A 24,314-nucleotide genomic window follows, 5' to 3' on the forward strand; every position below is an offset into this window, starting at 1 on the left:
TATTAAAAGTTTGGTAATACATATGAATGATATAGACCTATCAACGTGGCAAACTTTCCGTCGCTTATGGCCGATGATTCGTGTCTTTAAAGCCGGTTTGTTAGTTGCAGCAGTCGCATTGGTGATAAATGCGAGCGTTGATGCATTTATGATCTCTTTACTAAAACCACTGCTTGATGAAGGCTTTGGTAAGGCGAGCAATGACGTATTAAAATGGATGCCTTTTGCCATTATTGGATTGATAGTTCTACGTGGTATATCTAACTTTGTATCAAGTTATTGCCTTTCATGGGTTTCTGGAAAGGTAGTTATGAATATGCGACGTCGGTTGTTTTCCCACATTATGGGAATGCCGGTAAGCTTTTTTGATCAGCAATCAACAGGAACATTACTTTCTCGAATCACTTACGATTCAGAGCAAGTCGCTTCATCTTCTTCTGGTGCATTAATTACCGTTGTGCGTGAAGGTGCTTATATCATTGGTTTATTTGTACTGATGTTCTATTACAGCTGGCATTTGTCACTTATTTTGATTGTTATTGCGCCTATTGTGGCTGTTGTTATTAGGATTGTGTCTACACGCTTTAGAACGATAAGTAAACGCATTCAAAATAGCATGGGGCAAGTAACAACAAGTGCTGAGCAGATGCTGAAAGGCCATAAAGAAGTTCTTATTTTCAATGGTCAAGAAGTTGAAAACAAGCGCTTTAATCATGTGAGTAACCATATTCGCCGTCAAGGTATGCGTATGGTGGTTGCATCATCAATTTCTGATCCTATTATTCAGCTTATTGCTTCTTTTGCATTGGCATTTGTTTTATATGCAGCCAGTTTTCCTGAAATTATGGATACATTGACCGCAGGGACTATCACCGTTGTTTTCTCTTCAATGGTTGCATTAATGCGCCCATTAAAATCGTTAACTAATGTTAATGCTCAATTCCAACGTGGTATGGCGGCTTGCCAAACGTTATTTGCCATTTTGGATCTAGAGCAGGAAAAAGATACGGGTAAATTAGAGCTGAAAAAACCAACGGGTGATATTGAGTTTCGTAATGTCACTTTCCAATATGCGACGAAAGATACTCCTGCATTGAAAAATCTTTCTTTTACAATTCCTGCAGGAAAAACAGTTGCTTTAGTTGGTCGCTCAGGTTCAGGTAAATCAACGATAGCAAATCTGCTTACTCGTTTTTACGACATTAATGAAGGTGAAATTCTAATTAATGGTCACGATATTCGTGATTACACATTAAAATCACTACGTGACCAAGTCGCATTAGTTTCTCAAAATGTTCATCTATTTAATGAAACAGTAGCGAACAATATTGTTTATGCATGTGAAGAGAAATATAGCCGAGAAGATATCGAGAAAGCCGCTAAAATGGCTCATGCTATGGACTTTATCCAAAAATTAGATAATGGGCTTGATACTGAAATTGGTGAAAATGGTGTACTGCTTTCTGGTGGACAACGTCAACGTATTGCCATTGCAAGGGCACTATTACGTGATTCACCCATTCTAATATTAGATGAAGCAACATCAGCACTCGATACCGAATCAGAAAGAGCAATTCAATCAGCACTTGATGAATTGCAGAAAAATAGAACCTCTTTGGTTATTGCTCATCGCTTATCTACAATTGAAAAAGCAGATGAAATTCTGGTAATTGAAGATGGTGAAATTGTTGAACGTGGTGCACACCTTAATCTTCTAGAAAAAGAAGGTGTTTATGCACAACTTCATAGGATGCAATTTGGAAAATGATTGAACGGATTTGGTCTGGTAAATCTTGGTGTTATATTCTCTTGCTGCCATTTTCATGGCTATATGGTGCTATAGCAATACTGAGACGTATCGCATATCAAAAAGGGTGGTTATCATCGTGGAAATCACCCGTTCCCGTTGTTGTCGTTGGCAATTTAACCGCGGGTGGTAATGGAAAAACACCAGTTGTTATTTGGCTGGTTGAGCAACTTATTCAGCAAGGTTTTAAGGCTGGGGTTGTTTCACGCGGCTATGGCGGTAAATCAGACCATTATCCTTTATTACTTTCTTCTGAAACAACACCTGCAATGGCAGGTGATGAGCCGGTATTAATTTATCATCGAACTGGTGTGCCAGTTGCGGTTGCACCAGTTCGACGAGATGCTGTAAAAGCATTATTAGCCCAACATAAGCTTGATGTCATCATCACTGATGATGGATTACAACATTATGCCTTACAACGAGATTATGAAATTGTTGTTATTGATGGACAACGCCGTTTTGGTAATGGTTGGTGGTTACCCGCAGGGCCTATGCGTGAACGTGCAGGGCGTTTAAATACTGTTGATGCAATTATCGTTAATGGTGGATTAAGCCAAAATAATGAGATAGGTATGGTTTTAGAGGGAGATCTTGCTATTAACCTTAAAACAGGTGAAAAAAAACCTATTAATCAACTAAATAAAGCTGTAGCTATGGCAGGAATTGGTCATCCTCCTCGTTTTTTTAATTCTTTAAATGATAAAGGTGTTGAATTAATTGCAACTAAAGCATTTAGCGATCATAGCGATTATCGTGTGCAAGAACTACAACAGCTTACCCCACATAATGAGCCACTTATCATGACAGAAAAAGATGCTGTTAAATGTCAGCATTTTGCTCAAGATAATTGGTGGTATTTACCTGTCTCTGCGGTGCTTAATAATCAAACCGTGCTAAAACAAGTGATTAATTTAATTTACAGCTCGAAAAAAACTTGTGTCTAATCTGAAACAATGATATTTATATTGGAAATCAGGATAGCGTTACATAAAAGATTACCTACCCACTAATCGCATATCGCTTTTGTCGTAGTCCAATTTAAATCGCTAATACCCTATCTACTCAAAAGCCTTGTGTGGGTTGTTTGTGGATCTTTAGTGTTGGGTTAATTCTTTGGTGCTGTAGATATTGGTTAGCTTTGCGTACTGTTGGTTATAGAAATTGTTTTAAGTAGATACTATTAATTATTTATTTCGAGTTATTCTATTTATCGATACGCAATAAAATATTTTTCTCATATCATGTCATTTAATCGTCATGATAATGCTGTAAATATTTTATTAAGCTTATAGATATCTTGTAAGTTAGCTATCACGATTTTGAACATTTATATATGAATAATAAAATGCACTACTTAAATTAATGTGTTCAGAATTTAATGGGGTTTTATATAAGAAGACTTAATAAAAAGTAGGATGCATTTGTGTAGTGAAATAAAACTATACAAAGAACAAAAGGAGTTTATCTATCATGACATTACAATTAATTATGGGTCGCGTTAAATGGTTTGATACTAATAAAGGTTACGGCCTTATTGTATCAACGGATATTGAACAAGAAATTTACGTCAATAAAAAAGCGATAGCCAATACAAAAAATAAAGCTTTAACAGAAGGTCAGCATGTTGAATTTTCTGTTATCAGAACTGCGGCAGGCTTAGAAGCTGCTGATGTTATCGGCTTTTAATTACTATCTATACTAAATTATAGGTAAAACAATAGGTTAAATTATCTTTTTCCTATTGTTTACATTATTGTTTTTTAGTTATCTTTTGGTCTGGGTTTAATGAAGAACATCATAAGCATGTTTAGAAGATAATATGAAACTCACTAAGTTAATTAGAATGCAATAAAGATAATAAAATGATTAAATTATTATCAATAAAAGTCGAATGTAATTCTTTATTAATGATATTGTATCCTAATCGATAAAAAGCCACTTTGATGTGGTTTTTTTGTTGCTGATAGTGAAAAAGAAAATAATAAAATTATTAATAGCAAAAAATAATTGCATAATAATCGCTAAACGAGCGAGTTAGAGTATTAACGCTGATCCTTCCTTATGATATCCTTTTGGCATATAAATGATTAACCCTTGTGAGGGACACATGGATCACCGTTTACTCGAAATAATTGCTTGCCCAGTTTGTCATGGCAAACTTATCTTTGATAAAGAAAATTCAGAGCTTATCTGCAAAATTGATCATTTAGCTTATCCTGTTCGTGACAATATCCCCGTTCTTCTAGAAAATGAAGCAAGAGAATTGTCACTAGAAGAGGAAAGATAATTTCATGTTTACGGTCATTATCCCTGGTCGATATGCATCGACTCGTTTACCCGGCAAACCATTAGCTGATATTCATGGCAAACCTATGATTGTTCGCGTAATGGAACAAGCAAAGCGCTCTGGTGCGCAGCGTGTGATTGTAGCTACAGATAATTTGGATGTGGTGGCTGCAGTTGAAAATGCGGGGGGTGAAGCGTGTATGACCCGTGAAGATCACCACTCAGGTACAGAACGCCTAGCTGAAGTGATTGAAAAATATCAATTTGCAGATGATGAGATAATTGTTAACGTTCAAGGGGATGAACCCCTTATTCCTCCTGCTATTATTAGCCAAGTTGCAGAAAATTTAGCTAATTGTGGTGCAGGAATGGCAACACTTGCTGTGCCTATCGTTGACTCAAAAGAAGCCTTTAATCCCAATGCTGTTAAAGTGGTAATGGATGCTAAAGGGTTTGCTCTCTATTTTTCTCGCGCCACTATTCCTTGGGAACGTGACCGTTTTAATTTATCCCATGATGAAATTGGTGAGCATTATCTGCGTCATATCGGCATTTATGCTTATCGTGCAGGTTTTGTCCGTCGTTATATCAATTGGGCACCAAGCCCGTTGGAATCTATCGAGATGTTAGAACAGCTTCGTGTTCTGTGGTATGGCGAAAAGATCCATGTTGCGAAAGCATTAGAAGTGCCTGGTGTAGGTGTTGATACACAAGATGACTTAATTGCAGCAAGAGCAGCATATAGAGCCCTTAACCAAGAGTTCTAATATTTGGTTAAAAAATAATTTTTCTACGGCACTCAATATAATTAGAGTGCCGTTTTTGTAGTTAAAGCTAATAACGATCTAGTTATTAGCATTTATCTCTTTATTCTTAGCTTTTTCATTCTCTAGGATCACCGCAGGTTGCCCCGCAGGCTTAATTGATTGCCACATCGATCCTAAAAATTCATACCACGCGCGTTCGCTATGTTGAAAATAGCTTGCTGAAGGAATGTATTTTTCCCAAGGGTGTAGTGGTGTTGTGATAGCTAACTGATTAGCTGGCGCAACAATAGGCTGCATTCCACGGGCTAAAAAGAAACGCTCAGCACGAGCTAAATGATTAGCTGAAGTAACTAATAAGAAAGGCTGTTTACCTATTAGCTTATCAACTTCGTAAGCTTCTTCTTCTGTATCTTTAGGAATGGATAATGCAATGGTTTTATCCGCCGGTACTCCTAAAGATTGAGCAACTTGGGCAGCAACTTCAGCACTACTTATTTTGTTTACCCCAGCACCACCTGTAAAAATAAGGGTTGCGTTAGGGTTGCGATAATAAAGGCGTACCGCTTCAGCAACTCGAAATAAACTATTATTTAATAGATTAGAACTTGGTGCCCACTCAGGGTTATAAGTAAACCCACCACCTAAAACGACAATATAGTTAACTTCTGCAGGTGAGTTTTCTCGTAATTCATAACGAGTTTGATACTCTTTTTCACTTGGCATCAATAAGGTATCGGCGATGGGTTGTATTCCTAAAATAGCCAATAAAAATATGGCTACTGTGAGCAAGCTTTTTCCTGTTTTTTGCCAGCGAGTAAACCAGAGTAAGATAAGAGCAAAAGAAGCCACAAGTAGTAACAAAGGAAAAGGCATCAATAAGCTACCAATATATTTTTTGAGCAAAAACAGCATAAATTATCCTGAGTTGAATGAAATACATGCAATTGATAGCAAAACCTTAGTGAAAACTAGGGGATTTAAGAAGCGCTGTGTCAAAATAGGCAATAGCGTTCTATCTTTCTAAATTCTAGCCGGTAGAAATCAAAAGCAGTTAATAATTTATAAAACGATAAACGTTTGAACGTTAATTTTTTCATTAATAAGCGTTATATTTATACAGCGCTTTGCGAATAGTCTGATTCATGGCTTATTTCTTTATAGAAAACAGTCAGTATCATAGAACACTGGTAAAATTGTTGTCTTTAATGAAGCACAGTGTCTCATATTTTTTGAATTTATCAGAATGCAAAGAGCGCAGTAACAGGTCGTTATCATGAGGCGTTTTAATGTCAGATCGTAATTTTGACGATATTGCTGATAAGTTCTCTCGCAATATCTATGGCACAACAAAAGGTAAAATCCGTCAGGCAGTGATTTGGCAAGATTTACAACAATTACTGACTCAATTTCCTAATCGTTCTTTGCGCATTTTAGATGCTGGTGGAGGCGAAGGTTATTTTTCTCGCCAACTTGCAAAACTTGGGCATCAAATCATTTTATGTGATTTATCTCAAGAAATGCTTAATCGAGCAGAAGAAGCAGCAATGGAAGATGGCGTTGTGCAAAATATGACATTTATTTGCTGTGCAGCTCAAGATATTAAACAGCATGTAGATGAAAAACTTGACTTAATTTTGTTTCATGCAGTATTGGAATGGATCACGGATCAGAAAGATGCCGTAAATGTTCTTACCGATATGCTACTGCCTAATGGTATCTTATCGTTGATGTTTTACAATGCTAACGGAATTGTAATGAGAAATGCTATTTTAGGGAATTTTCATTTAGCGGCCCCTGAAATACCGCGTAGAAGAAAACGGTCGTTGTCACCTCAAAATCCATTACAACCTGAAGATGTTTATCAATGGCTGTCTGAATTTTCGATGAATATACTAGGAAAAACAGGTGTACGTGTTTTTCATGATTATTTGCAAAGTCGTCAGCTACAAAATAAAGATTTCCCTGCGTTGCTTGCGTTAGAGCAGCGTTATTGTCGGCAAGAGCCCTATATAAGTCTGGGGCGCTACATTCATGTCATGGCACAAAAGTGTGTAAATTAAGGATGTACTATGAGTGATTTTACCCAGACCGTTCCTGAGTTAGTGTCTTGGGCGAGAAAAAATGATTTCTCGATTTCACTGCCACCTGAAAGATTAGCTTTTTTGATGGCAGTTGCTGTATTAAACAGCGAACGCCTTGATGGTGAGATGAGTGAAGGTGAGTTGATTGACGCTTTTAGAGAGGTTTGCAAGGGCTTTGAACAACCAGCCGAAGCGATTCAGGTACGTGCTAATAATGCCATTAACGATATGGTTAAACAGCGCCTCTTTAACCGTTTTACTAGTGAACTGGTAGAAGGTAATGCGATTTATCGCTTAACGCCATTAGGTATTGGTATTAGTGATTATTATATTCGCCAACGTGAATTTTCATCATTACGATTATCAATGCAGCTTTCTGTTGTTGCAGGTGAATTAGATTCTGCTGCAAGTTCAGCAGAGGATGGGGGTGATGAATATCACTGGCATCGGAATGTCTTTGCCCCTTTAAAATATTCAGTTGCCGAAATTTTCGATAGTATCGACTTGTCTCAACGTATTATGGACGAGCAGCAAAACAGCGTAAAAGAAGATATTGCCGAGCTACTAAATCAAGATTGGCAAGCTGCAATTTCAAGTTGCGAACAATTGTTATCAGAAACATCAGGTACGTTAAGAGAACTACAAGATACCCTTGAAGCCGCCGGTGATAAGCTACAAGCTAACCTTTTACGTATTCAAGAAGCGAATATGAATTCAGGGCATGTAGAGCAAATTGATACACTCGTTTTTGAATTACAAAGTAAGTTAGACCGAATTATCAGTTGGGGCCAGCAATCCATTGATTTATGGATTGGTTATGACCGACACGTTCATAAATTTATTCGTACAGCGATTGATATGGATAAAAATCGGATTTTCTCACGCCGATTACGCCAGTCAGTACAAAATTATTTTGAAAGCCCGTGGGCATTAACTTATGCCAATGCAGATAGACTTTTTGATATGCGCGATGAAGAACTAACATTGCGAGATGAAGAAGTTACAGGTGAGTTACCTGAAGAATTAGAATATCAAATGTTCAGTGAAGTTAATGAGCAAATAACCCAATGGGTTGAACAAGAACTCGCCTCTTATAAATTAGAAAAAAGAGCGTTAGATCTCGGTTCAGTGCTGGTTGAATTTCTTCACCATTATCCACAACAAAAACATTTTGATGTGGCGCGTATTGTCATTGATCAGGCGGTACGATTGGGTGTAGCACAAGCTGAACTTGCAGGATTACCTGCAAAATGGTCAGACATTAACGAATATGGAGCTAAGGTACAGGCGCATGTCATCGATACATACTGAGCAATTTATGCCAGCAAAACTGGCACAGGCGTTAGCGAACTCACTTTTCCCTGAACTGGATAGTCAGTTACGTGCAGGTCGGCATATTGGTATAGATGATCTAGATAACCATGCTTTTTTGATGGATTTTCAAGATGAGTTATCCGATTTTTATGCGCGTTATAACGTCGAATTAATTCGAGCACCTGAAGGTTTTTTCTATCTTCGTCCACGTTCAACCACACTTATTCCTCGTTCAGTACTTGCAGAAATGGATATGCTGGTGGGTAAAATTTTGTGTTACCTCTACCTTAGTCCAGAGCGATTAGCAAATCAGGGGATTTTTACCGTACAAGAATTGTTTGATGAATTACGTACTCTTGCGGATGAATCCAAATTGCTTCGTTTAGTCAACCAGCGTTCTACAGGCTCTGATTTAGACTTGCAAAAACTACAAGAAAAAATGAGAACATCACTAAACCGCTTACGTCGTTTAGGTATGATCGCGTTTTTACAAAATGATATGCAACGTTTTTCAATAACTGAGTCAGTGTTCCGCTTTGGTGCAGATGTTCGTAGTGGTGACTCTCCTATTGAAGCTCAATTACGCATGATCCGCGATGGTGAAGCAATGGCGCTAGAAAGTGAGCCGGCATTATCCAATGATGATGACGAAAATGAAGATGAGCAATTGCACGCCAATGAGGATGATGCGGAGGAAGAAAATAAATGATTGAACGGGGAAAATTTCGCTCATTAACACTAATCAACTGGAATGGCTTTTTTGCTCGTACGTTTGATTTAGATGAGTTAGTGACCACATTATCGGGTGGTAATGGTGCAGGAAAATCAACCACCATGGCAGCTTTTATTACTGCTATGATCCCAGACCTCACCTTACTTCATTTCCGTAACACCACAGAAGCAGGTTCTACGAGTGGTTCACGTGATAAAGGCTTGTACGGTAAATTACGCCCTGGTGTTTGTTACGCTGTATTGGATGTGATTAACTCTCGCCATTTACGTGCGGTTGTAGGTGTACGCTTGCAACAAATTGCAGGAAGAGATAAAAAAGTTGATATAAAACCCTTTATGATCCAAGGGTTACCAATGGCTGAAAATCCAACGGAAATCTTAACGCAAGCCGTTGCTGAGCGCCAAGCACGTGTTTTACCGCTTAACGAATTAAAAGAAAGAGTTGAAGCGATAGATGGCGTGGTATTTAGACAATTTAACTCAATTACAGATTTCCATGCTGTTATGTTCGATTTAGGGGTTATCCCTAAACGTCTTCGATCAGCCAGTGATCGAGCCAAATTTTATCGCTTAATTGAAGCTTCTTTATATGGTGGTATTTCTAGCGCCATTACTCGTTCTTTACGTGACTATTTATTACCTGAAAATAGTGGTGTCAGAAAAGCATTCCAGGATATGGAAGGGGCATTGCGTGAAAACCGCATGACACTCGAGGCTATTCGTGTAACTCAATCAGACCGTGATTTATTTAAACATTTAATCACTGAGGCAACCTCCTATGTTGCCGCTGATTATATGCGCCATGCTAATGAAAGACGGGTTCATCTTGATGAAGCATTGAATGTTCGCCGAGAATTATGGAGCCAGCGTAAATCGATTAATAACGAAGCGTATCGCTTTGTGGAAATGGGTAAAGAGCTTGAAGAACAACAAGCGTTATCTTCAGATCTTGAAGCAGACTATCAAGCAGCAAGCGATAGATTAAATCTGGTGCAAAACGCAGTTCGCCAGCAAGAGAAAATTGATCGTTATGTTGCTGATGTTGAAGAGATAACATTTCGTTTAGAAGAACAAAGTGAAGTTGTTGAAGAAGCCGCATCAAAGAAAGAAGAGCTAGAAGCAAGAGTTGAATCAGCAGAAGAAGAAGTTGATGAACTGAAAAATCAGTTAGCAGATTATCAACAAGCATTGGATGTGCAACAAACGCGAGCGATTCAATATCGTCAAGCTGTACAAGCGTTAGAGCGTGCCAAAGCGCAATGTGGTATCGATGATTTAGATGAAACCAACGCCGAAGAGTGGGCTAACCGTATTCAAAATAAGATACAAACTATCACTCATACGCTACTTTCTATGGAGCAGAAACTAAATGTTTCTGATGCAGCAAAAACTCAGTTTGATCAGGCATATAAGCTAATTAGCTCAATTGTTGGTGAAGTTAATCGCCAAGATGCGTGGGGCGCTGCAAAAAATGCATTGCGCGAGTGGTCTTCACATCGACATCAAGCTGATAGGGTTCATCCTATCAGAATGCAGTTGGCAGAATTAGAGCAGCGTTTACAGCAAAGAAATAATGCGCAAAGACAACTTGCAGAATTTAATAAACATCATGGTAACGCAATGGATCCAGATGATTTATTGATTTTACAAGATGAATTAGAAGCAAAAATTGAAGAGTTGAGTGATTATGTCAACGAATCTGGCGAACAACGCATGCAAATGCGACAAGAGCTAGATCAGCTAAAACAGCAAATTCAAAAATTAACCAAGCAAGCCCCAGCTTGGATTGCGGCACAAGATGCGCTAACTCAATTATGTGAACAAACAAATCAATCTTTCGAAACAGGGCATCAAGTAACTGAATATATGCAGCAGTTACTTGAGAAAGAGCGTGAAGCCACGGTATTACGGGATGAAACGGCAGCACGTAAACAACAGATTGAAGCACAAATTGAGCGTCTAAGTCAGCCAAGCGGTGCTGAAGATAGCCGACTGATTACATTAGCTGAGCGTTTTAACGGTGTTTTATTATCAGAAATTTACGATGATATTACTCTAGAAGATGCGCCATATTTCTCCGCACTGTATGGCCCTGCTCGCCATGCTATTGTGGTACAAGATCTCGCACCGGTTCAAGAACAATTAGCAACATTAGAAGATTGTCCTGAAGATCTCTATTTTATTGAAGGTGACCCTCAATCTTTCGATGACAGCGTGTTCAATGCACAAGAAATGGATAAAGCTGTTCTAATCAAAAGTTCAGATAGACAATGGCGTTACTCTCGTTACCCAGAAATTCCACTTTTTGGTCGCGCTGCTCGTGAAAGCCAATTAGAAATTTTAACGTATCAACGTGATGAATTATCTGAACTGTATGCGACACAAGCTTTTGATGTGCAAAAAATTCAGCGCGCCCATCATGCTTTCAGTCAATTTGTTGGGCAACATATTTCTGTCGCTTTTGAAGCTGATCCTGAAGAAGATATTCGTCAGTTAAATCAGCGTCGCAATGAAATTGAAAGAGCTCTGGCACAGTACGAAGAAAGCACTCAGCAGCAACGTCAGCATTATGCGCAAGCGAAAGAATCGTTAGCGCTGCTAAATAAACTGATCCCACAAGTTAATATCTTGATGGATGAGACATTAATTGATCGTGTTGAAGAACTGCGCGAAGAACTTTATGTTGCTGAAGAGTCTATGCGTTATTTGCAGCGCCATGAAAAAGCGTTAGCAACATTAGAGCCAATAGCGGCTATTTTGCAAAGTGATCCGCAAGAGCATGAACAATTAACAAAAGATTACGAACAAGCTAAAACCGAGCAACAGCGTTATCAACAACACGCTTTCTTGCTGGTGGAAGTGGTACAACGTCGCGCTCACTTTAGTTACAGCGATGCGGTCGAGATTGTGAGTGAAAACAGCGATCTTAATGAAAAATTGCGTCATCGTTTAGAAATGGCAGAAACCGAGCGCACAACAGCCCGTGAGTTATATCGTCAGCAACAAGCTCAGTACGCTCAATTTAATCAAGTTCTCGCCTCACTAAAGAGTTCTTTTGATACCAAGTCTGAGTTATTAAGAGAGCTTGAGCAAGAAATGAAAGACACGGGTATTCATGTTGATGCAAGTGCCGAAACGCGTGCTAGAGAATTGCGAGATCAACGCTATTCAGCGGTAAGTATTAACCGTACTCGTATTAGTCAACTTGAGCGTGATATCGCCTTGAGTGAAGCTGAACGCGATAATATGACGAAGAAAATTCGTAAACTTGAACGTGATTATTTGCAAATTCGCGAACATGTTGTTAGTGCAAAAGCGGGTTGGTGTGCAGTAATGCGTTTGGTAAAAGAAAATGGCATGGAGCGTCGTTTACATCGTCGTGACTTTGCTTATCTTTCTGCTGATGAATTACGCTCAATGTCGGATAAAGCGTTAGGTGCACTGCGTCAAGCTGTTGCTGATAATGAATATTTACGTGATGCATTACGTCGTTCAGAAGATGCTAAATTCCCAGATCGTAAGGTTCAGTTCTTCATTGCAGTTTATCAACATCTTAGAGAACGTATTCGTCAAGATATTATCAAAACGGATGATCCTGTTGATGCTATTGAGCAAATGGAAATTGAGCTGGCACGTTTAACTGAAGAACTGACAAGTCGAGAGCAAAAACTGGCAATTAGTTCACGAAGTGTTGCGAATATTATTCGTAAAACTATTCAGCGTGAGCAAAATCGTATTCGTATGCTTAACCAAGGCTTACAAGCGGTGTCATTTGGTCAAGTGCGAGGCGTTCGCTTAAACGTTAATATCCGTGAAAGCCATCAAGTGTTACTTGATGTGTTATCAGAAGAAGATAACCAGTATCAAGACTTGTTCAAAAACCAAAATTTAACCTTCTCAGAAGCGATGGCTAAACTCTATCAACGTTTGAATCCACAAGTTGATATTGGACAGCGCATGCCACAAACCGTGGGTGAAGAGTTACTCGATTATCGTAACTATCTTGAAATGGATGTTGAAGTTAATCGTGGGCCAGAGGGGTGGTTAAAAGCAGAAAGCGGAGCTTTATCTACGGGTGAAGCAATAGGTACGGGGATGTCGATTCTGGTGATGGTTGTACAGAGTTGGGAAGAGGAATCTCGTCGCTTACGTGGCAAAGATATTTCACCTTGTCGTTTGCTATTCCTCGATGAAGCGGCTCGTTTAGATGCTAAATCTATCGCTACACTGTTTGAGTTATGCGACAGATTAGATATGCAGCTTATTATTGCCGCACCAGAAAATATTAGCCCTGAAAAAGGGACAACCTATAAATTAGTACGTAAAGTATCTAATGGAACTGAGCACGTACATGTTGTTGGGCTTAAAGGTTTTGGTCAACAAAGCGAAAAAGATAAAACTACATCATCAAATGTTACTGAAATAACAGAAGTAGCAGATTAGTATCAATTTGTTATTCAACAAGAAATAGTGATAAGAAGGCGTTACTGGGTTATTCCGGTAGCGCCTTCTTTTTTCAAAGTGTTAGATAGATCAAAAAATGAAAGTAAATTAACAAATAATTGAAAACATAAATGGCATAACGTGCGCTGCATCTCATTTAAATGTAATGCTGATGTCTATGATTGTCCGCGTATGTGATTAACATAAAAATTAAAGGAAAGAGAATGCGTAAAGTCACGTTAACTTTGAGTGCGATAGCTTTAGCGTTGAGCCTAAATGGCGCAGCAATGGCCAAAGTTCATATGCCAGAAGTCGTAAGCCCGGGTGTTACTGTTGCTGAATTAGCACAACAACAACCAATTAATTGGGTGTCTGTTGCAGATATTGAGAAAAGCCTAGCTGGTCAACCACCAATGGCTGTTGGTTTTGATATCGATGATACCGTTCTGTTCTCAAGTCCAGGATTCTTTCGCGGTAAACTGGAATATTCTCCAAATGATTTCAGCTACCTGAAAAACCCAGAATTCTGGGAAAAAATGAACAACGAGTGGGATAAATTTAGTATGCCTAAACAAGTCGGTATCGATCTTGTTCAGATGCACTTAAAACGTGGCGATACTGTTTATTTCATCACAGGCCGTACTCAAACTAAAACTGAGACTGTGACTAAATACGTTCAAGAAGGTTTAAATATTCCTGCTGATAAAATGCAGGCTGTTATTTTTGCTGGTGATCAACCTGGTGCAAATAACAAAGTAAGCTGGATGCGTGATCATAAACTGAAAATTTACTACGGTGATGCTGATGCAGATATCGCCGCAGCAGATGAATTAAATATCCGTGGTATTCGTATTTTACGTGCTGCTAACTCATCTTACCAACCATTGCCTAAAGCAGGTCAATTTGGTGAAGAAGTAGTTATCAATTCAGAATACTAATCTCTGTGTGTTTTTGTTTACCTTTATTTGTCAGGCGTAGGAAACTACGCCTTTTTCTATTTTAATATTTTATTATTTTAATTGACTGTAATTCGCCCTGATCATTTATTGAGCTACCATCTTCTATTTTTACTTTTCATTTTTTCTGTTTTTTATGCTCAAGAATTCTTTTTTATTTATTTTATACTCTTCGTTTTTATATATTCAGAGGTGTTAAAACTAATGGAATAGTCATTTTATGATTATTTTATAAGAATATTCCCGTAAGAAACTTATAAAACTTTACAAATATTAGTTTATTCCTATAAAACTCTTTTTCTATCTCATCTAATATTCTAGGATACCAGAATAATAATAAGGGAAAGAGGGCAAGAGGACTTATGGCGCAACGACAAATTAAACGAGCAATTGTGTATTCAGTTGTAATAGGCACACTTCTTTCTGCGCAAAATGTAATAGCGACAGAAAATGGCGAACCTATAAAGTTATCTATTTCAGAGGAGAAAGCGACAACGGCTGCTTCTGTAAATGATGCTAGGGCTCCGGTAGCTGTAAGTGAAATTACAACACTTGTTCCTGTGAGTGAAACAACAACTCCAGCGCCAATAAATGAAACAACAGTAGCCATTCCTAGTAATGATCCTGCTGTTCTGGTTTCTGAAAATAATGCAGCACCTACTGCTATTACAGCCGAAACGTCCTTAATTCCAGAACAAGAAGTGAGGGCTAAATTACAGTCACGGATACCTCAAGAATTTAAGCCACTCTATTTCAATCAACTGACTAAAGTTTATCAAAGTAATAATCTGGCATTAATCTGGCAAGATGAAAAAATAACAGAACAGTTACAACAGCAAATTGCTGAAGTTGCACTTTCGGGTATTCAGCCACAATTTGGACGTTGGTTAGCACAGCTAGATACACCGGGGTTAAGCCAAGAAGGGCGCGATATTATTTTATCAGATGCATTTTTAGGCTATATCAACTTTGTTGATCAAGTGAATAAATCCGGTACCTCGTTACTTTATCGTGGATCCGTGCAAACATTAACTGCACCTACCGATAAAGCAGTAACCGACTTTCAGCAAAATATCAAAAATGCCACACTAGGTGGTTTTGTTATCTCTTTTGCACCCTCTCATCCTTATTACGCATTAATGAAAAACGAAATGCGTAAGCAACTTCATCAAGACGTTGTTTGGCCAGAAATGAAAGGGACGAGCTCATTAAAACCTAATCAATCAGCAGAAGAAGTCGTTGCACTTAGACAAATTTTGCGCAATCTTAAATTATTACCAGAACTTGGTGCTAATGAGCAGGAAATTGCCACAACGGTATATGATGCGTCGTTAGTTGCTGCCGTAAAATTATTTCAAGCTGCGCATGGATTAGAAACGGATGGTGTTATAGGTAAACAAACACGTGTTTGGCTAAATACCACACCCGCTAAACGTGCAAGTATTATGGCACTTAATATACAACGTTTGCGTTTAACGCCTGCTATCGGTGATACAGGTATTTGGGTTAATATTCCTGATTTTTCGCTTTATTTTTATGCTAATAATGAGCTTATTTTAGATTCTAAGGTTATTGTTGGGCGTCCTGATAGAAAAACCCCAATTATGAGCAGTGCACTTAATAATGTGGTCGTCAATCCGCCGTGGAATGTACCCACCAGTATGACACGCAAAGATATTGTTCCTCGAGGAAAAGCAGACCCAAGTTATTTTAGCCGTAAAGGCTATACCATTTATTCGGGTTGGGGTAATGATGCATATCCAATAAACCCTTATGATATTGATTGGCAGAATACGAGTGCGGCTAATTTTCCTTATCGTATTTGGCAAGCACCTGGGCCTACTAACTCATTAGGGCGTTATAAATTTAATATGCCTAATTCAGAGGCAATTTATTTACATGACACGCCTAACCACACATTATTTTCAAAAAATATGCGAGCAATTAGTTCTGGGTGTATTCGTGTAAATAAAGCATCTGAATTAGCTTCTATTCTTTTAGGTGATGCAGGATGGAAGCAAGATCGTATTGATGCCGCATTAAAACGTGGAGCGACACAATATGCGCCAATCCCAGAACGTATTCCCGTTTATTTATATTATCAAACAGCTTGGGTTGCTCAGGAAAATGAGCCACAATATCGCGCAGATATTTATTCTTATGACCAAAGCATTTCAAATGCAGAACCTTATTTAGTCAATATTAAGCAACATCTATAATATAAAAGTCACTAACGCGATAAAAATAAACCAGGGGTAATTTAAATTTACTCCTGGTTTTTTATAAGAATCAATAAATTAATTTAAGTTATAAAATTATAATTAATTGATAAACTATTTTTTAATTCCTCAGGAATATAGAATAATAAAAGTGCATTTAGTACAAATAACTAATTAATTAGCATGTCGAGTTACTGTAAATGAAAATATTGCATTATTTACAATACTATACAAACAACAGGAAACAATTCGAGAAAAATATTGTCATAATAAAGGTTCTTCCTTCTGAATAATTCTTGATTGAGTATACATACTATGGATATCATTGATTCACAGCGTCGAAAGTGGCTTGGCCTTGGTATGGCGGCGGTTGGTTTAGGTTTACTTCCTTCTCATGCATTTGCTTCATTAGCAACACCTCGTCCAAAAATTCTCCGCTTTAATAATTTAAATACTGGCGAAACTATTAAAGCCGAGTTTTTTGATGGCAAACGTTACAATAAACAAGAACTGTCTAAACTAAATCACTTATTTAGAGACTATCGCCAAAATAAAATTAAAACGATAGATCCCGCATTGTTTGATCAAATTTATCTTCTGCAAGTAATGCTTAATAATAATAAACCTGTTGAGCTTATTTCCGGTTATCGTTCTTTAGTGACGAATAATAACTTACGCCAAAGTAGTAGTGGTGTAGCTAAGAAAAGTTACCATACTCGTGGGCAAGCAATGGATTTTCGTTTAGTCGGAACTGACTTATCTAAAGTTCGCCAAGTTGCATTAAGAATGAAAGCAGGCGGTGTAGGCTATTACCCACGAAGTAATTTTGTGCATATTGATACAGGGCCTGTTCGCTCATGGTAATCTATTGAGATTCAGTTATTAAAGAGCGGAGTATTTTATGATGTATCACATAGTACCTGTGACAAACTATATGCAAAATTGTACTTTAATTTGGTGCGATGAAACGAAGGAAGCAGCAATAGTTGATCCGGGTGGCGATGTTGAAACGCTTATTTCAGAAATTGAACAGCGTCAGTTAACATTAACAAAAGTATTATTAACACATGGCCATTTTGATCATGTTGCAGGAACTGCACAAATTGTTGAACATTTTCATGTACCCGTTTATGGGCCACATAAAGATGATAACTTTTTATTAGAAGAGTTAGAGCAGCAGTGCCGTATGTTTAATTTTCCGGGTGGAAAATCTTTTTCACCTGATCAGTGGTTAAATGAAGGCGATACAATAACAGTTGGTAAGACTATTTCGTTATCGGTATTGCATTGTCCGGGTCATACACCAGGGCATATTATTTTTGTTAATCATCAAAGTAAATTAATTTCTATGGGTGATGTTTTATTTCGTGAAAGCATTGGTCGTACTGATTTCCCTCGTGGTAACCATGCAGATCTTATCGCATCTATCAAAAATAAAGTTTTACCATTAGGCGACGATTATCAGTTTATTCCAGGTCATGGACCGATGTCTAATTTAGGTCACGAGCGTTTATATAATCCATTTTTACAAGATGAGATGCCAATCTGGTAATTAGCTATTTAAGCTAATCAAATTTAAATAAAAAAGCCTTTTCAATATGAAAAGGCTTTTTTGTCTATTGGTTTGCTGCTTACGCTTTCTATTAAAAATTAGAGCACAGCAATAATGGCTTCACATAATGGAACCATATTTTCAAGCGTTAAACCTGCAACGTTAATTCGACCAGAACCTACAATATAAATGCCATATTCAGCACGTAGACGTTCAACTTGCTCTTTATTTAGTCCACTAAAGGAGAACATGCCATTTTGATCAATAATAAAGCTGAAGTCTTGTTTTGCACCTTTTTCTTGTAAGGTGGTAACTAATAGCTGACGCATACGCTGAATACGTTCGCGCATCGTTGTTAGTTCTTCGATCCATTCTTCTTTCAATGCCGGATTAGAAAGAATTGTAGTAACAACAGAAGCACCATGAGCGGGCGGGTTAGAGTAGTTAGCACGAATAATTGCTTTTGCCTGGCTAAAGGCTTTTTCTGCGGTATCGCTATCTTTAGTGACGATAGTGCAAGCACCAACACGTTCGTTATAGAGTCCAAAGTTTTTAGAGTAAGAACTAGCCACAATTAGCTCAGGATTCTTCTCTGCAAATAAGCGTAAACCTTGTGCATCTTCTTCAAGACCACGAGCAAAACCTTGGTAAGCAAAGTCAAAAACAGGGAGCCAGCCTTTTTCAGCACAAAGTGTGGCTAATTGACGCCATTGATCTTCTGTAGGATCAATACCACTTGGGTTATGGCAGCAGCCGTGAAATAACACCACATCGCCTGCTTGTGCTTTCGCAAGGCTTGCTAACATACCTTCAAAATCTAAGCAGCGATTCGTTGCATCATAATAATTGTAATTACAGATTTCGAGGCCTGCAGTTTCAAAGATATTATTATGATTTGGCCATGTTGGATTACTTATCCATACGCGTTTAGCTGTAGTTTGTTTAGCAATAAAGTCAGCTGCGATACGTAGGGCACCGGTGCCACCGGGTGCTTGTGCTGTACGAGCTCGTTTTTCAGTAATAATGGGATGTTGTTCACCAAACAAAAGTGCTTGGGTAACATTGCCAAACTCTGGAATACCGCTAATAGGAAGATAATTCTTGGTGGTTTCGTTTTCTAACAGGTATTTCTCTGCCTTTTTAACAGTGGTTAAAACAGGTGTTTTGCCTGTTTCATCCTTATAAACACCAATCCCTAAGTTGATTTTGTTTTCACGAGTATCAGAACGGAAACTATCAGCCAAACCTAAAATTGGATCAGCTGGTGCAGCAATGATTTTCTCAAACATAGTGTAATTGTTCCCTTAGCTCAAAACGAAGCCGAAATATGAGTAACAAGAGTACCGCTATGGCAGGTTTTTGCCAACTGTTTGTAGAGAAATTAACAAGAAGTTGTGAACTAAGTGAGAATAAATAGCAAATCAAGATGTAATTAAGTAAATATCCTGTGATTACATTAACATGTAATAATAACGACTATAATTAATTGATAATTTAGTGCGATATACTTTTTAAATTATCAACTAAAACAAGTAAATAAATAAAATATAGTCAAAATAATAAAATGGTGAGTAATAAAAATAGCGGGAAATTGTTTTTTATTATTGTAATGATATTAGAAAAGGAAACCTAGTAAAGCGCTAAGGGAAGGGGGTCTTGAGATAAAATTAGAAAGTAATGCATTAAAAAAGCAACACCGAAGTGTTGCTTTTCAAATCAATTAACTTGACTGTTAATTACCTTAAGCGGTAATTAGAACTGGTAAGTCAGACCTAAACCAACAACGTTGTCGTCGTTCAGACCTAAAGCATTATCAGATTTCAGCAGGTTGATTTTGTAATCAACAACTGCAGTCATGTTTTTGTTAAATTTGTAGAAAGAACCTACAGAGATATATTTAACTAAATCTTCGTTAGCAACACCAATTGCAGCGTTATCAGCATCTAAGTTTTTACCTTTAGATTGAACATAAGCTAAAGATGGTTTGATACCGAGATCTTTGAAATCGTACTGTGCAGTTAACTCAACGTTTTCAGTTTTGTTAGCAATACCTTGTTTGAAGGTAGTCATGTTACGGGTTTCACCGTACATAGCTGCTAAGTATACGTTGTTAGCATCGAATTTCGCACCAACGTTCCATGCTTCAGCGCGTGAACCGCGAGCTGAGCTAGAGTCTTGCTGCCATGAAGTACGAGCTGAACTTGAGTAACCACCACCCAGTGTTACGCCCCAGCCTAAGTTATAAGCTGTAGAGAAACCGAAACCGTCGCCGTTAGCATCTTTGCTACCGTCTTTACGGGTGTTGTTGGTGTTTTCGTTGTTTTTGCCTTGGTATTGCAGAGCAAAGTTCAGGCCATCAACGTAACCGAACATATCAGTGTTACGGTAAGTTAATACGTTAGCAGTACGGCCAGTCATGTAAATGTCAGTTTGTGACATTGAGTCGCCGCCCCACAGAGGCAGAACGTCAGTCCATGCGTTGGTGTCGTAAATTACACCGTAGTTACGACCGTAGTCCAGTGAACCGTATTGTGCGAATTTAAAACCAGCGTAAGCGAAACGAGTTTTAGCTTTGTTTTCGTTTTCAGTTGTATTGGTTTTAATTTCATATTCGAAACGACCGAAACCAACTAAATCTTTATTGATTTGAGTTTCGCCTTTGAAACCGATACGAGCACGTGAAGCGTCGCCGCTTTCACCTGAATCTTTATCAGCGAAGTAATGACGAACGTCAACTTTACCGTAGATGTCTACTTTGTTGCCGTCTTTGTTGTACATTTCAGCTGCGTTTGCTGCACCAGCAAACATCAGAGCTGGGATTACCACTGCAAGAAGATTGCGCTTCATCATTATTATTACCCTCATTGGTGTTATTCAGACACCTTTGCCACTGCCAGAAATAGTTTCTTAATTTTTATGGAACTATTTATGAGAGTTAAGTGTCGTCTGTGTCGGGTGACAGTGTTCCATTGCTGAAAAATTTTATCTACCCCCAATTTGCTACAAAAACGAAAAAAGTGTAACAAATTGTAACTATGTATTTCAAAGTGTGTATTTAAGGGAACTTTTGCGTCAAATAAGGACCATGCATAAAAAAAGCCAACCTTGAGGTTGGCTTCTAGTATTAAGTAAAACAAGTATAATAAATAAACAGCATAACAGCCATGCTGAATATTAATTAATCAAAAAAATTAGAAATCAGCATTTCTTGGTGTGCGTGGGAATGGAATAACCTCACGAACGTTTGCGACACCGGTCACATAAGCGACTAAACGCTCAAAACCTAATCCAAAACCAGAATGTGGCACTGTACCGTAACGGCGTAGGTCACGATACCACCAGTAGTCTTCTTTGTTCATTCCCATTTCTTCTAAACGTTTATCAAACATATCTAAACGCTCTTCACGCTGAGAACCACCGATAATCTCACCAATACCAGGTGCTAATACATCCATTGCTGCAACAGTTTTCCCATCGTCATTCATACGCATATAGAATGCTTTAATGTCTTTAGGATAGTTTTTCACAACAACAGGTGCTTTAAAGTGTTTCTCTGCAAGATAACGTTCGTGCTCAGAAGAGAGGTCAACACCCCAATAAACTGGGTTTTCAAACTTCTCACCACAGTTTTCTAATACAGTTACTGCATCTGTATAATCAATCTGAGCAAAATCAGAAGTAATAAAGTTCTCTAAACGTGTAATAGCATCTTTATCGACACGTTGTGCGAAAAACTCCATATCATCTCTACGCTCAGCTAATACAGCAGCAAAGGTGTATTTCAACATTTTTTCTGCCAGTGCTGCGATATCGTTAAGATCAGCAAATGCGACCTCTGGCTCAACCATCCAAAATTCGGCTAAGTGACGGCTAGTATTTGAGTTTTCGGCACGGAAAGTCGGGCCGAAAGTATAGACTTTGCTTAATGCAGAAGCATAAGTTTCGCCGTTAAGCTGACCTGATACTGTTAGAAAGGCTTCACGACCAAAAAAGTCTTCACTATAGTCTACTTCGCCTTTATCAGTACGTGGCAGGTTGTTCATGTCTAATGTAGAGACACGGAACATTTCACCAGCACCTTCGGTATCAGCTGCTGTAATAAGAGGCGTTGATACCCAGAAGAAACCTTGTTCATCGAAGAAACGATGTAGTGCTTGTGCCAAAGTATGGCGAACACGAGCAACGGCACCAATTAAGTTTGTACGTGGGCGAAGGTGTGCAACTTCACGCAGGTATTCAATACTATGACGTTTGGCGGCCATCGGATAAGTTTCCGGATCATCAACCATTCCCACTACTTTGATTGCAGTAGCATGAATTTCAAAGTTCTGTCCTTGGCCCGGAGATTCAACAATTTTACCGGTGACTTCCACAGAACAGCCTGTGGTTAAATGCAGCACTTCATCTTGATAATTCGGTAAATTATTATTAATGATGGCCTGTACTGGATTAAAGCAGGAACCGTCATAGACGGTAAGAAATGAGATACCAGCTTTTGAATCTCTTCTTGTACGTACCCAACCGCGAACGGTGACATCTTCGCCAACCGAGATACGGCCTTGCAGTACGTCAACTACAGGCGCAACGATCATAAATAAATCTCTCTTCGTTTAATTAAAATAATTGTTTGGTTAATTCACTCTGCCCCTGTCGGACAGTTTTTCTATGTTACTTGCAATAGCGCAGGAAACAAGTAGGAAATTTTAGTTTAAAGAGTGAATAAAGAAGAGAAAAGCCTTTGTATAAAATAAATTGATAAAAATTTGTGATTCATTGATGAAGTGGGGCATTTTTTACTAAAAAAGGGTAGTAAATACCCTTTCTTTTATAAGCTACTTTTTTGTTGCAAGATTGATTTTCAAAAAAAGGCCAATAAATTTGAATTAGCAAGCCTGTTTAACAAGTGGAACATCAAAGGCTTTGCGTAACTTATCAACAAAATCGTCATCTTCACAAATAGTTTTACCCGGACTATCTGATAATTTGGCTACCGGCTTACCATTGCACTCTACCAGCTTAATCACAATATTAAGCGGAGTAATAGTGGGAATATTACAGGTGAGTCGTGTTCCAATACCGAAAATAAGGCGAATACGCTTATGGAAATGTTTATAAAGCACTAAAGCTTTCTGAAAATCGAGACTGTCAGAGAACACCAACACTTTACTCATGGGATCAATACCCAACTTTTCATAATGGGCTATAGCTTTTTCACCCCATTCAATAGGATCACCAGAATCATGACGTAATCCTTGATAGCGGTTTGCAAAAGGTCTATCAAAGTCACGCAAGAATGCATCCATCGTAATACAGTCTGTCAGCGCAATACCCAGTTGATCTGGATATTCATCTAACCATGATTGCAACGCAGCTCGTTGGCTATTTGCTAATTCAGGGCTAATTTGCTGATGGGCTTGAAACCACTCGTGAGCCTGTGTACCTACAGGTGCCAATTGCATACGTTCAGCAAAATGATAATTGCTAGTACCAACAAGATAAGGAAAGTGATTTTTTAGCTCATCAACAATGGCACATTGCACATCATAAGAAAAACGACGGCGAGTACCAAAATCCATCAGTTTAAAATCAGCTAAATCTATTTGTTGCTCAGCCGCATCTTGATAAAACACGTTAATTAATTTACGTAATTGATTAACTGCATCATCTGGGCTTATTTGAGGCGAACGTTCACGATGAACAATTTCACTTACCAACGCCAATAAAGGCACTTCCCATAGAATAACTTCGCGCCAAGGGCCTGTTATCCTAATTCTTAGTTGGTTTTCTGGTGTGGCAGAAATGTTGACTTGTTCAGGTTTAAATCGAAATTGCTTAAACCATTGCAGATAGTCATTTTTGAAAAAAGGGAGACTCTGAAGATAGTCAAACTCTTCATCGCTCAATGACAAGTCTGCCATCATATTTACTTGATGGCGCAAGGTTGTTGCATATTCACCTAGGCGTTCATCACTCCGACAACGGAACTCTGCAACGACAGGAATATCACTGTAATGATGGAATACGGCCTGTTGCATATGAAGCTTGTAAGCATCAGTATCCAGCAGTGATGTAATAATCGGTGTAGCGTCTAAAATCATAGCGCGTCAAGCATCCTCACGGAGCGTTTTTATGTCAGCTAAATCGTTAAGGTTGG

Annotated in this window: 18 protein-coding genes; 13 read left to right on the forward strand and 5 right to left on the reverse strand. The window is 38.4% G+C overall.

Features of this window, described 5'->3' with window-relative positions; genetic code table 11:
- Positions 1-22 precede the first annotated feature (22 nt).
- From msbA to kdsB, 5 genes are all read left to right on the forward strand, one after another.
- On the forward strand, positions 23-1,768 hold the full coding sequence (gene msbA / locus PH4a_RS13085) for a lipid A ABC transporter ATP-binding protein/permease MsbA (RefSeq protein WP_129040309.1): 1,746 nt from the start codon (positions 23-25) through the stop codon (positions 1,766-1,768).
- Entirely contained in the window at positions 1,765-2,754 is a 990-nt protein-coding gene (lpxK, locus tag PH4a_RS13090) for a tetraacyldisaccharide 4'-kinase (protein ID WP_129040311.1), read from the forward strand. The genes msbA and lpxK overlap by 4 nt, the downstream gene beginning before the upstream one ends.
- A 526-nt stretch (positions 2,755-3,280) precedes the next feature.
- Positions 3,281-3,496 carry a cold shock domain-containing protein gene (locus PH4a_RS13095; protein ID WP_064719508.1) on the forward strand — a complete coding sequence of 72 codons (216 nt, stop codon included), beginning with the start codon at positions 3,281-3,283 and terminating at the stop codon, positions 3,494-3,496.
- A gap of 421 nt (positions 3,497-3,917) precedes the next feature.
- Positions 3,918-4,097 (forward strand): Trm112 family protein, encoded by a 180-nt coding sequence (locus tag PH4a_RS13100; RefSeq protein ID WP_064719509.1) that lies wholly within the window; start codon positions 3,918-3,920, stop codon positions 4,095-4,097.
- Positions 4,098-4,101: 4 nt separating this feature from the next.
- Complete coding sequence (gene kdsB / locus PH4a_RS13105; protein WP_129040313.1) at positions 4,102-4,863, forward strand: 3-deoxy-manno-octulosonate cytidylyltransferase; 762 nt, start codon at positions 4,102-4,104, stop codon at positions 4,861-4,863.
- A gap of 78 nt (positions 4,864-4,941) precedes the next feature.
- Here the strand turns inward: kdsB and elyC are convergent, their stop codons facing one another.
- Entirely contained in the window at positions 4,942-5,775 is an 834-nt protein-coding gene (gene elyC, locus PH4a_RS13110; RefSeq protein WP_129040315.1) for an envelope biogenesis factor ElyC, read from the reverse strand.
- Between the two features lie 374 nt (positions 5,776-6,149).
- Between elyC and cmoM the strand changes: the two genes are divergently transcribed.
- The 8 genes from cmoM to PH4a_RS13150 all read left to right on the forward strand — a co-directional run bounded on the left by cmoM (position 6,150) and on the right by PH4a_RS13150 (position 18,160).
- On the forward strand, positions 6,150-6,923 hold the full coding sequence (cmoM, locus tag PH4a_RS13115; RefSeq protein WP_129040318.1) for a tRNA uridine 5-oxyacetic acid(34) methyltransferase CmoM: 774 nt from the start codon (positions 6,150-6,152) through the stop codon (positions 6,921-6,923).
- A gap of 9 nt (positions 6,924-6,932) precedes the next feature.
- Complete coding sequence (gene mukF / locus PH4a_RS13120; RefSeq protein WP_129040320.1) at positions 6,933-8,255, forward strand: chromosome partition protein MukF; 1,323 nt, start codon at positions 6,933-6,935, stop codon at positions 8,253-8,255.
- Positions 8,236-8,967: a chromosome partition protein MukE gene (mukE, locus tag PH4a_RS13125; protein WP_064719514.1), complete on the forward strand. Its 732-nt coding sequence runs from the start codon at positions 8,236-8,238 to the stop codon at positions 8,965-8,967. Before mukF ends, mukE begins: the two co-directional genes overlap by 20 nt.
- On the forward strand, positions 8,964-13,433 hold the full coding sequence (gene mukB / locus PH4a_RS13130; protein ID WP_129040322.1) for a chromosome partition protein MukB: 4,470 nt from the start codon (positions 8,964-8,966) through the stop codon (positions 13,431-13,433). The genes mukE and mukB overlap by 4 nt, the downstream gene beginning before the upstream one ends.
- 224 nt (positions 13,434-13,657) lie before the next feature.
- Positions 13,658-14,371, forward strand: a complete 714-nt coding sequence (aphA, locus tag PH4a_RS13135; RefSeq protein WP_064719516.1) for an acid phosphatase AphA — start codon at positions 13,658-13,660, stop codon at positions 14,369-14,371.
- A 380-nt stretch (positions 14,372-14,751) separates the two neighbouring features.
- Positions 14,752-16,608 (forward strand): L,D-transpeptidase, encoded by a 1,857-nt coding sequence (gene ldtD / locus PH4a_RS13140; protein WP_244212881.1) that lies wholly within the window; start codon positions 14,752-14,754, stop codon positions 16,606-16,608.
- Positions 16,609-16,923: 315 nt separating this feature from the next.
- Complete coding sequence (gene mepK, locus PH4a_RS13145; RefSeq protein WP_064719517.1) at positions 16,924-17,472, forward strand: peptidoglycan L,D-endopeptidase MepK; 549 nt, start codon at positions 16,924-16,926, stop codon at positions 17,470-17,472.
- 37 nt (positions 17,473-17,509) lie between these two features.
- The gene (locus tag PH4a_RS13150; RefSeq protein ID WP_129040324.1) at positions 17,510-18,160 is read left to right on the forward strand and encodes an MBL fold metallo-hydrolase; all 651 of its coding nucleotides are present in this window, start codon (positions 17,510-17,512) and stop codon (positions 18,158-18,160) included.
- A 98-nt stretch (positions 18,161-18,258) separates the two neighbouring features.
- On the opposite strand, the gene PH4a_RS13155 is transcribed toward PH4a_RS13150, so the two are convergent.
- The 4 genes from PH4a_RS13155 to pncB form a co-directional block, all read right to left on the reverse strand.
- Complete coding sequence (locus tag PH4a_RS13155) at positions 18,259-19,449, reverse strand: amino acid aminotransferase (protein ID WP_129040326.1); 1,191 nt, start codon at positions 19,447-19,449, stop codon at positions 18,259-18,261.
- A gap of 463 nt (positions 19,450-19,912) precedes the next feature.
- Complete coding sequence (locus PH4a_RS13160; protein ID WP_279634822.1) at positions 19,913-21,010, reverse strand: porin; 1,098 nt, start codon at positions 21,008-21,010, stop codon at positions 19,913-19,915.
- Between the two features lie 341 nt (positions 21,011-21,351).
- The gene (gene asnS, locus PH4a_RS13165) at positions 21,352-22,752 is read right to left on the reverse strand and encodes an asparagine--tRNA ligase (RefSeq protein WP_064719521.1); all 1,401 of its coding nucleotides are present in this window, start codon (positions 22,750-22,752) and stop codon (positions 21,352-21,354) included.
- 291 nt (positions 22,753-23,043) lie between these two features.
- Positions 23,044-24,258: a nicotinate phosphoribosyltransferase gene (gene pncB / locus PH4a_RS13170; protein ID WP_129040328.1), complete on the reverse strand. Its 1,215-nt coding sequence runs from the start codon at positions 24,256-24,258 to the stop codon at positions 23,044-23,046.
- Between the last annotated feature and the right edge of the window lie 56 nt (positions 24,259-24,314).

It is taken from the genome of Proteus hauseri (assembly GCF_004116975.1).
Lineage (GTDB): Bacteria > Pseudomonadota > Gammaproteobacteria > Enterobacterales > Enterobacteriaceae > Proteus > Proteus hauseri.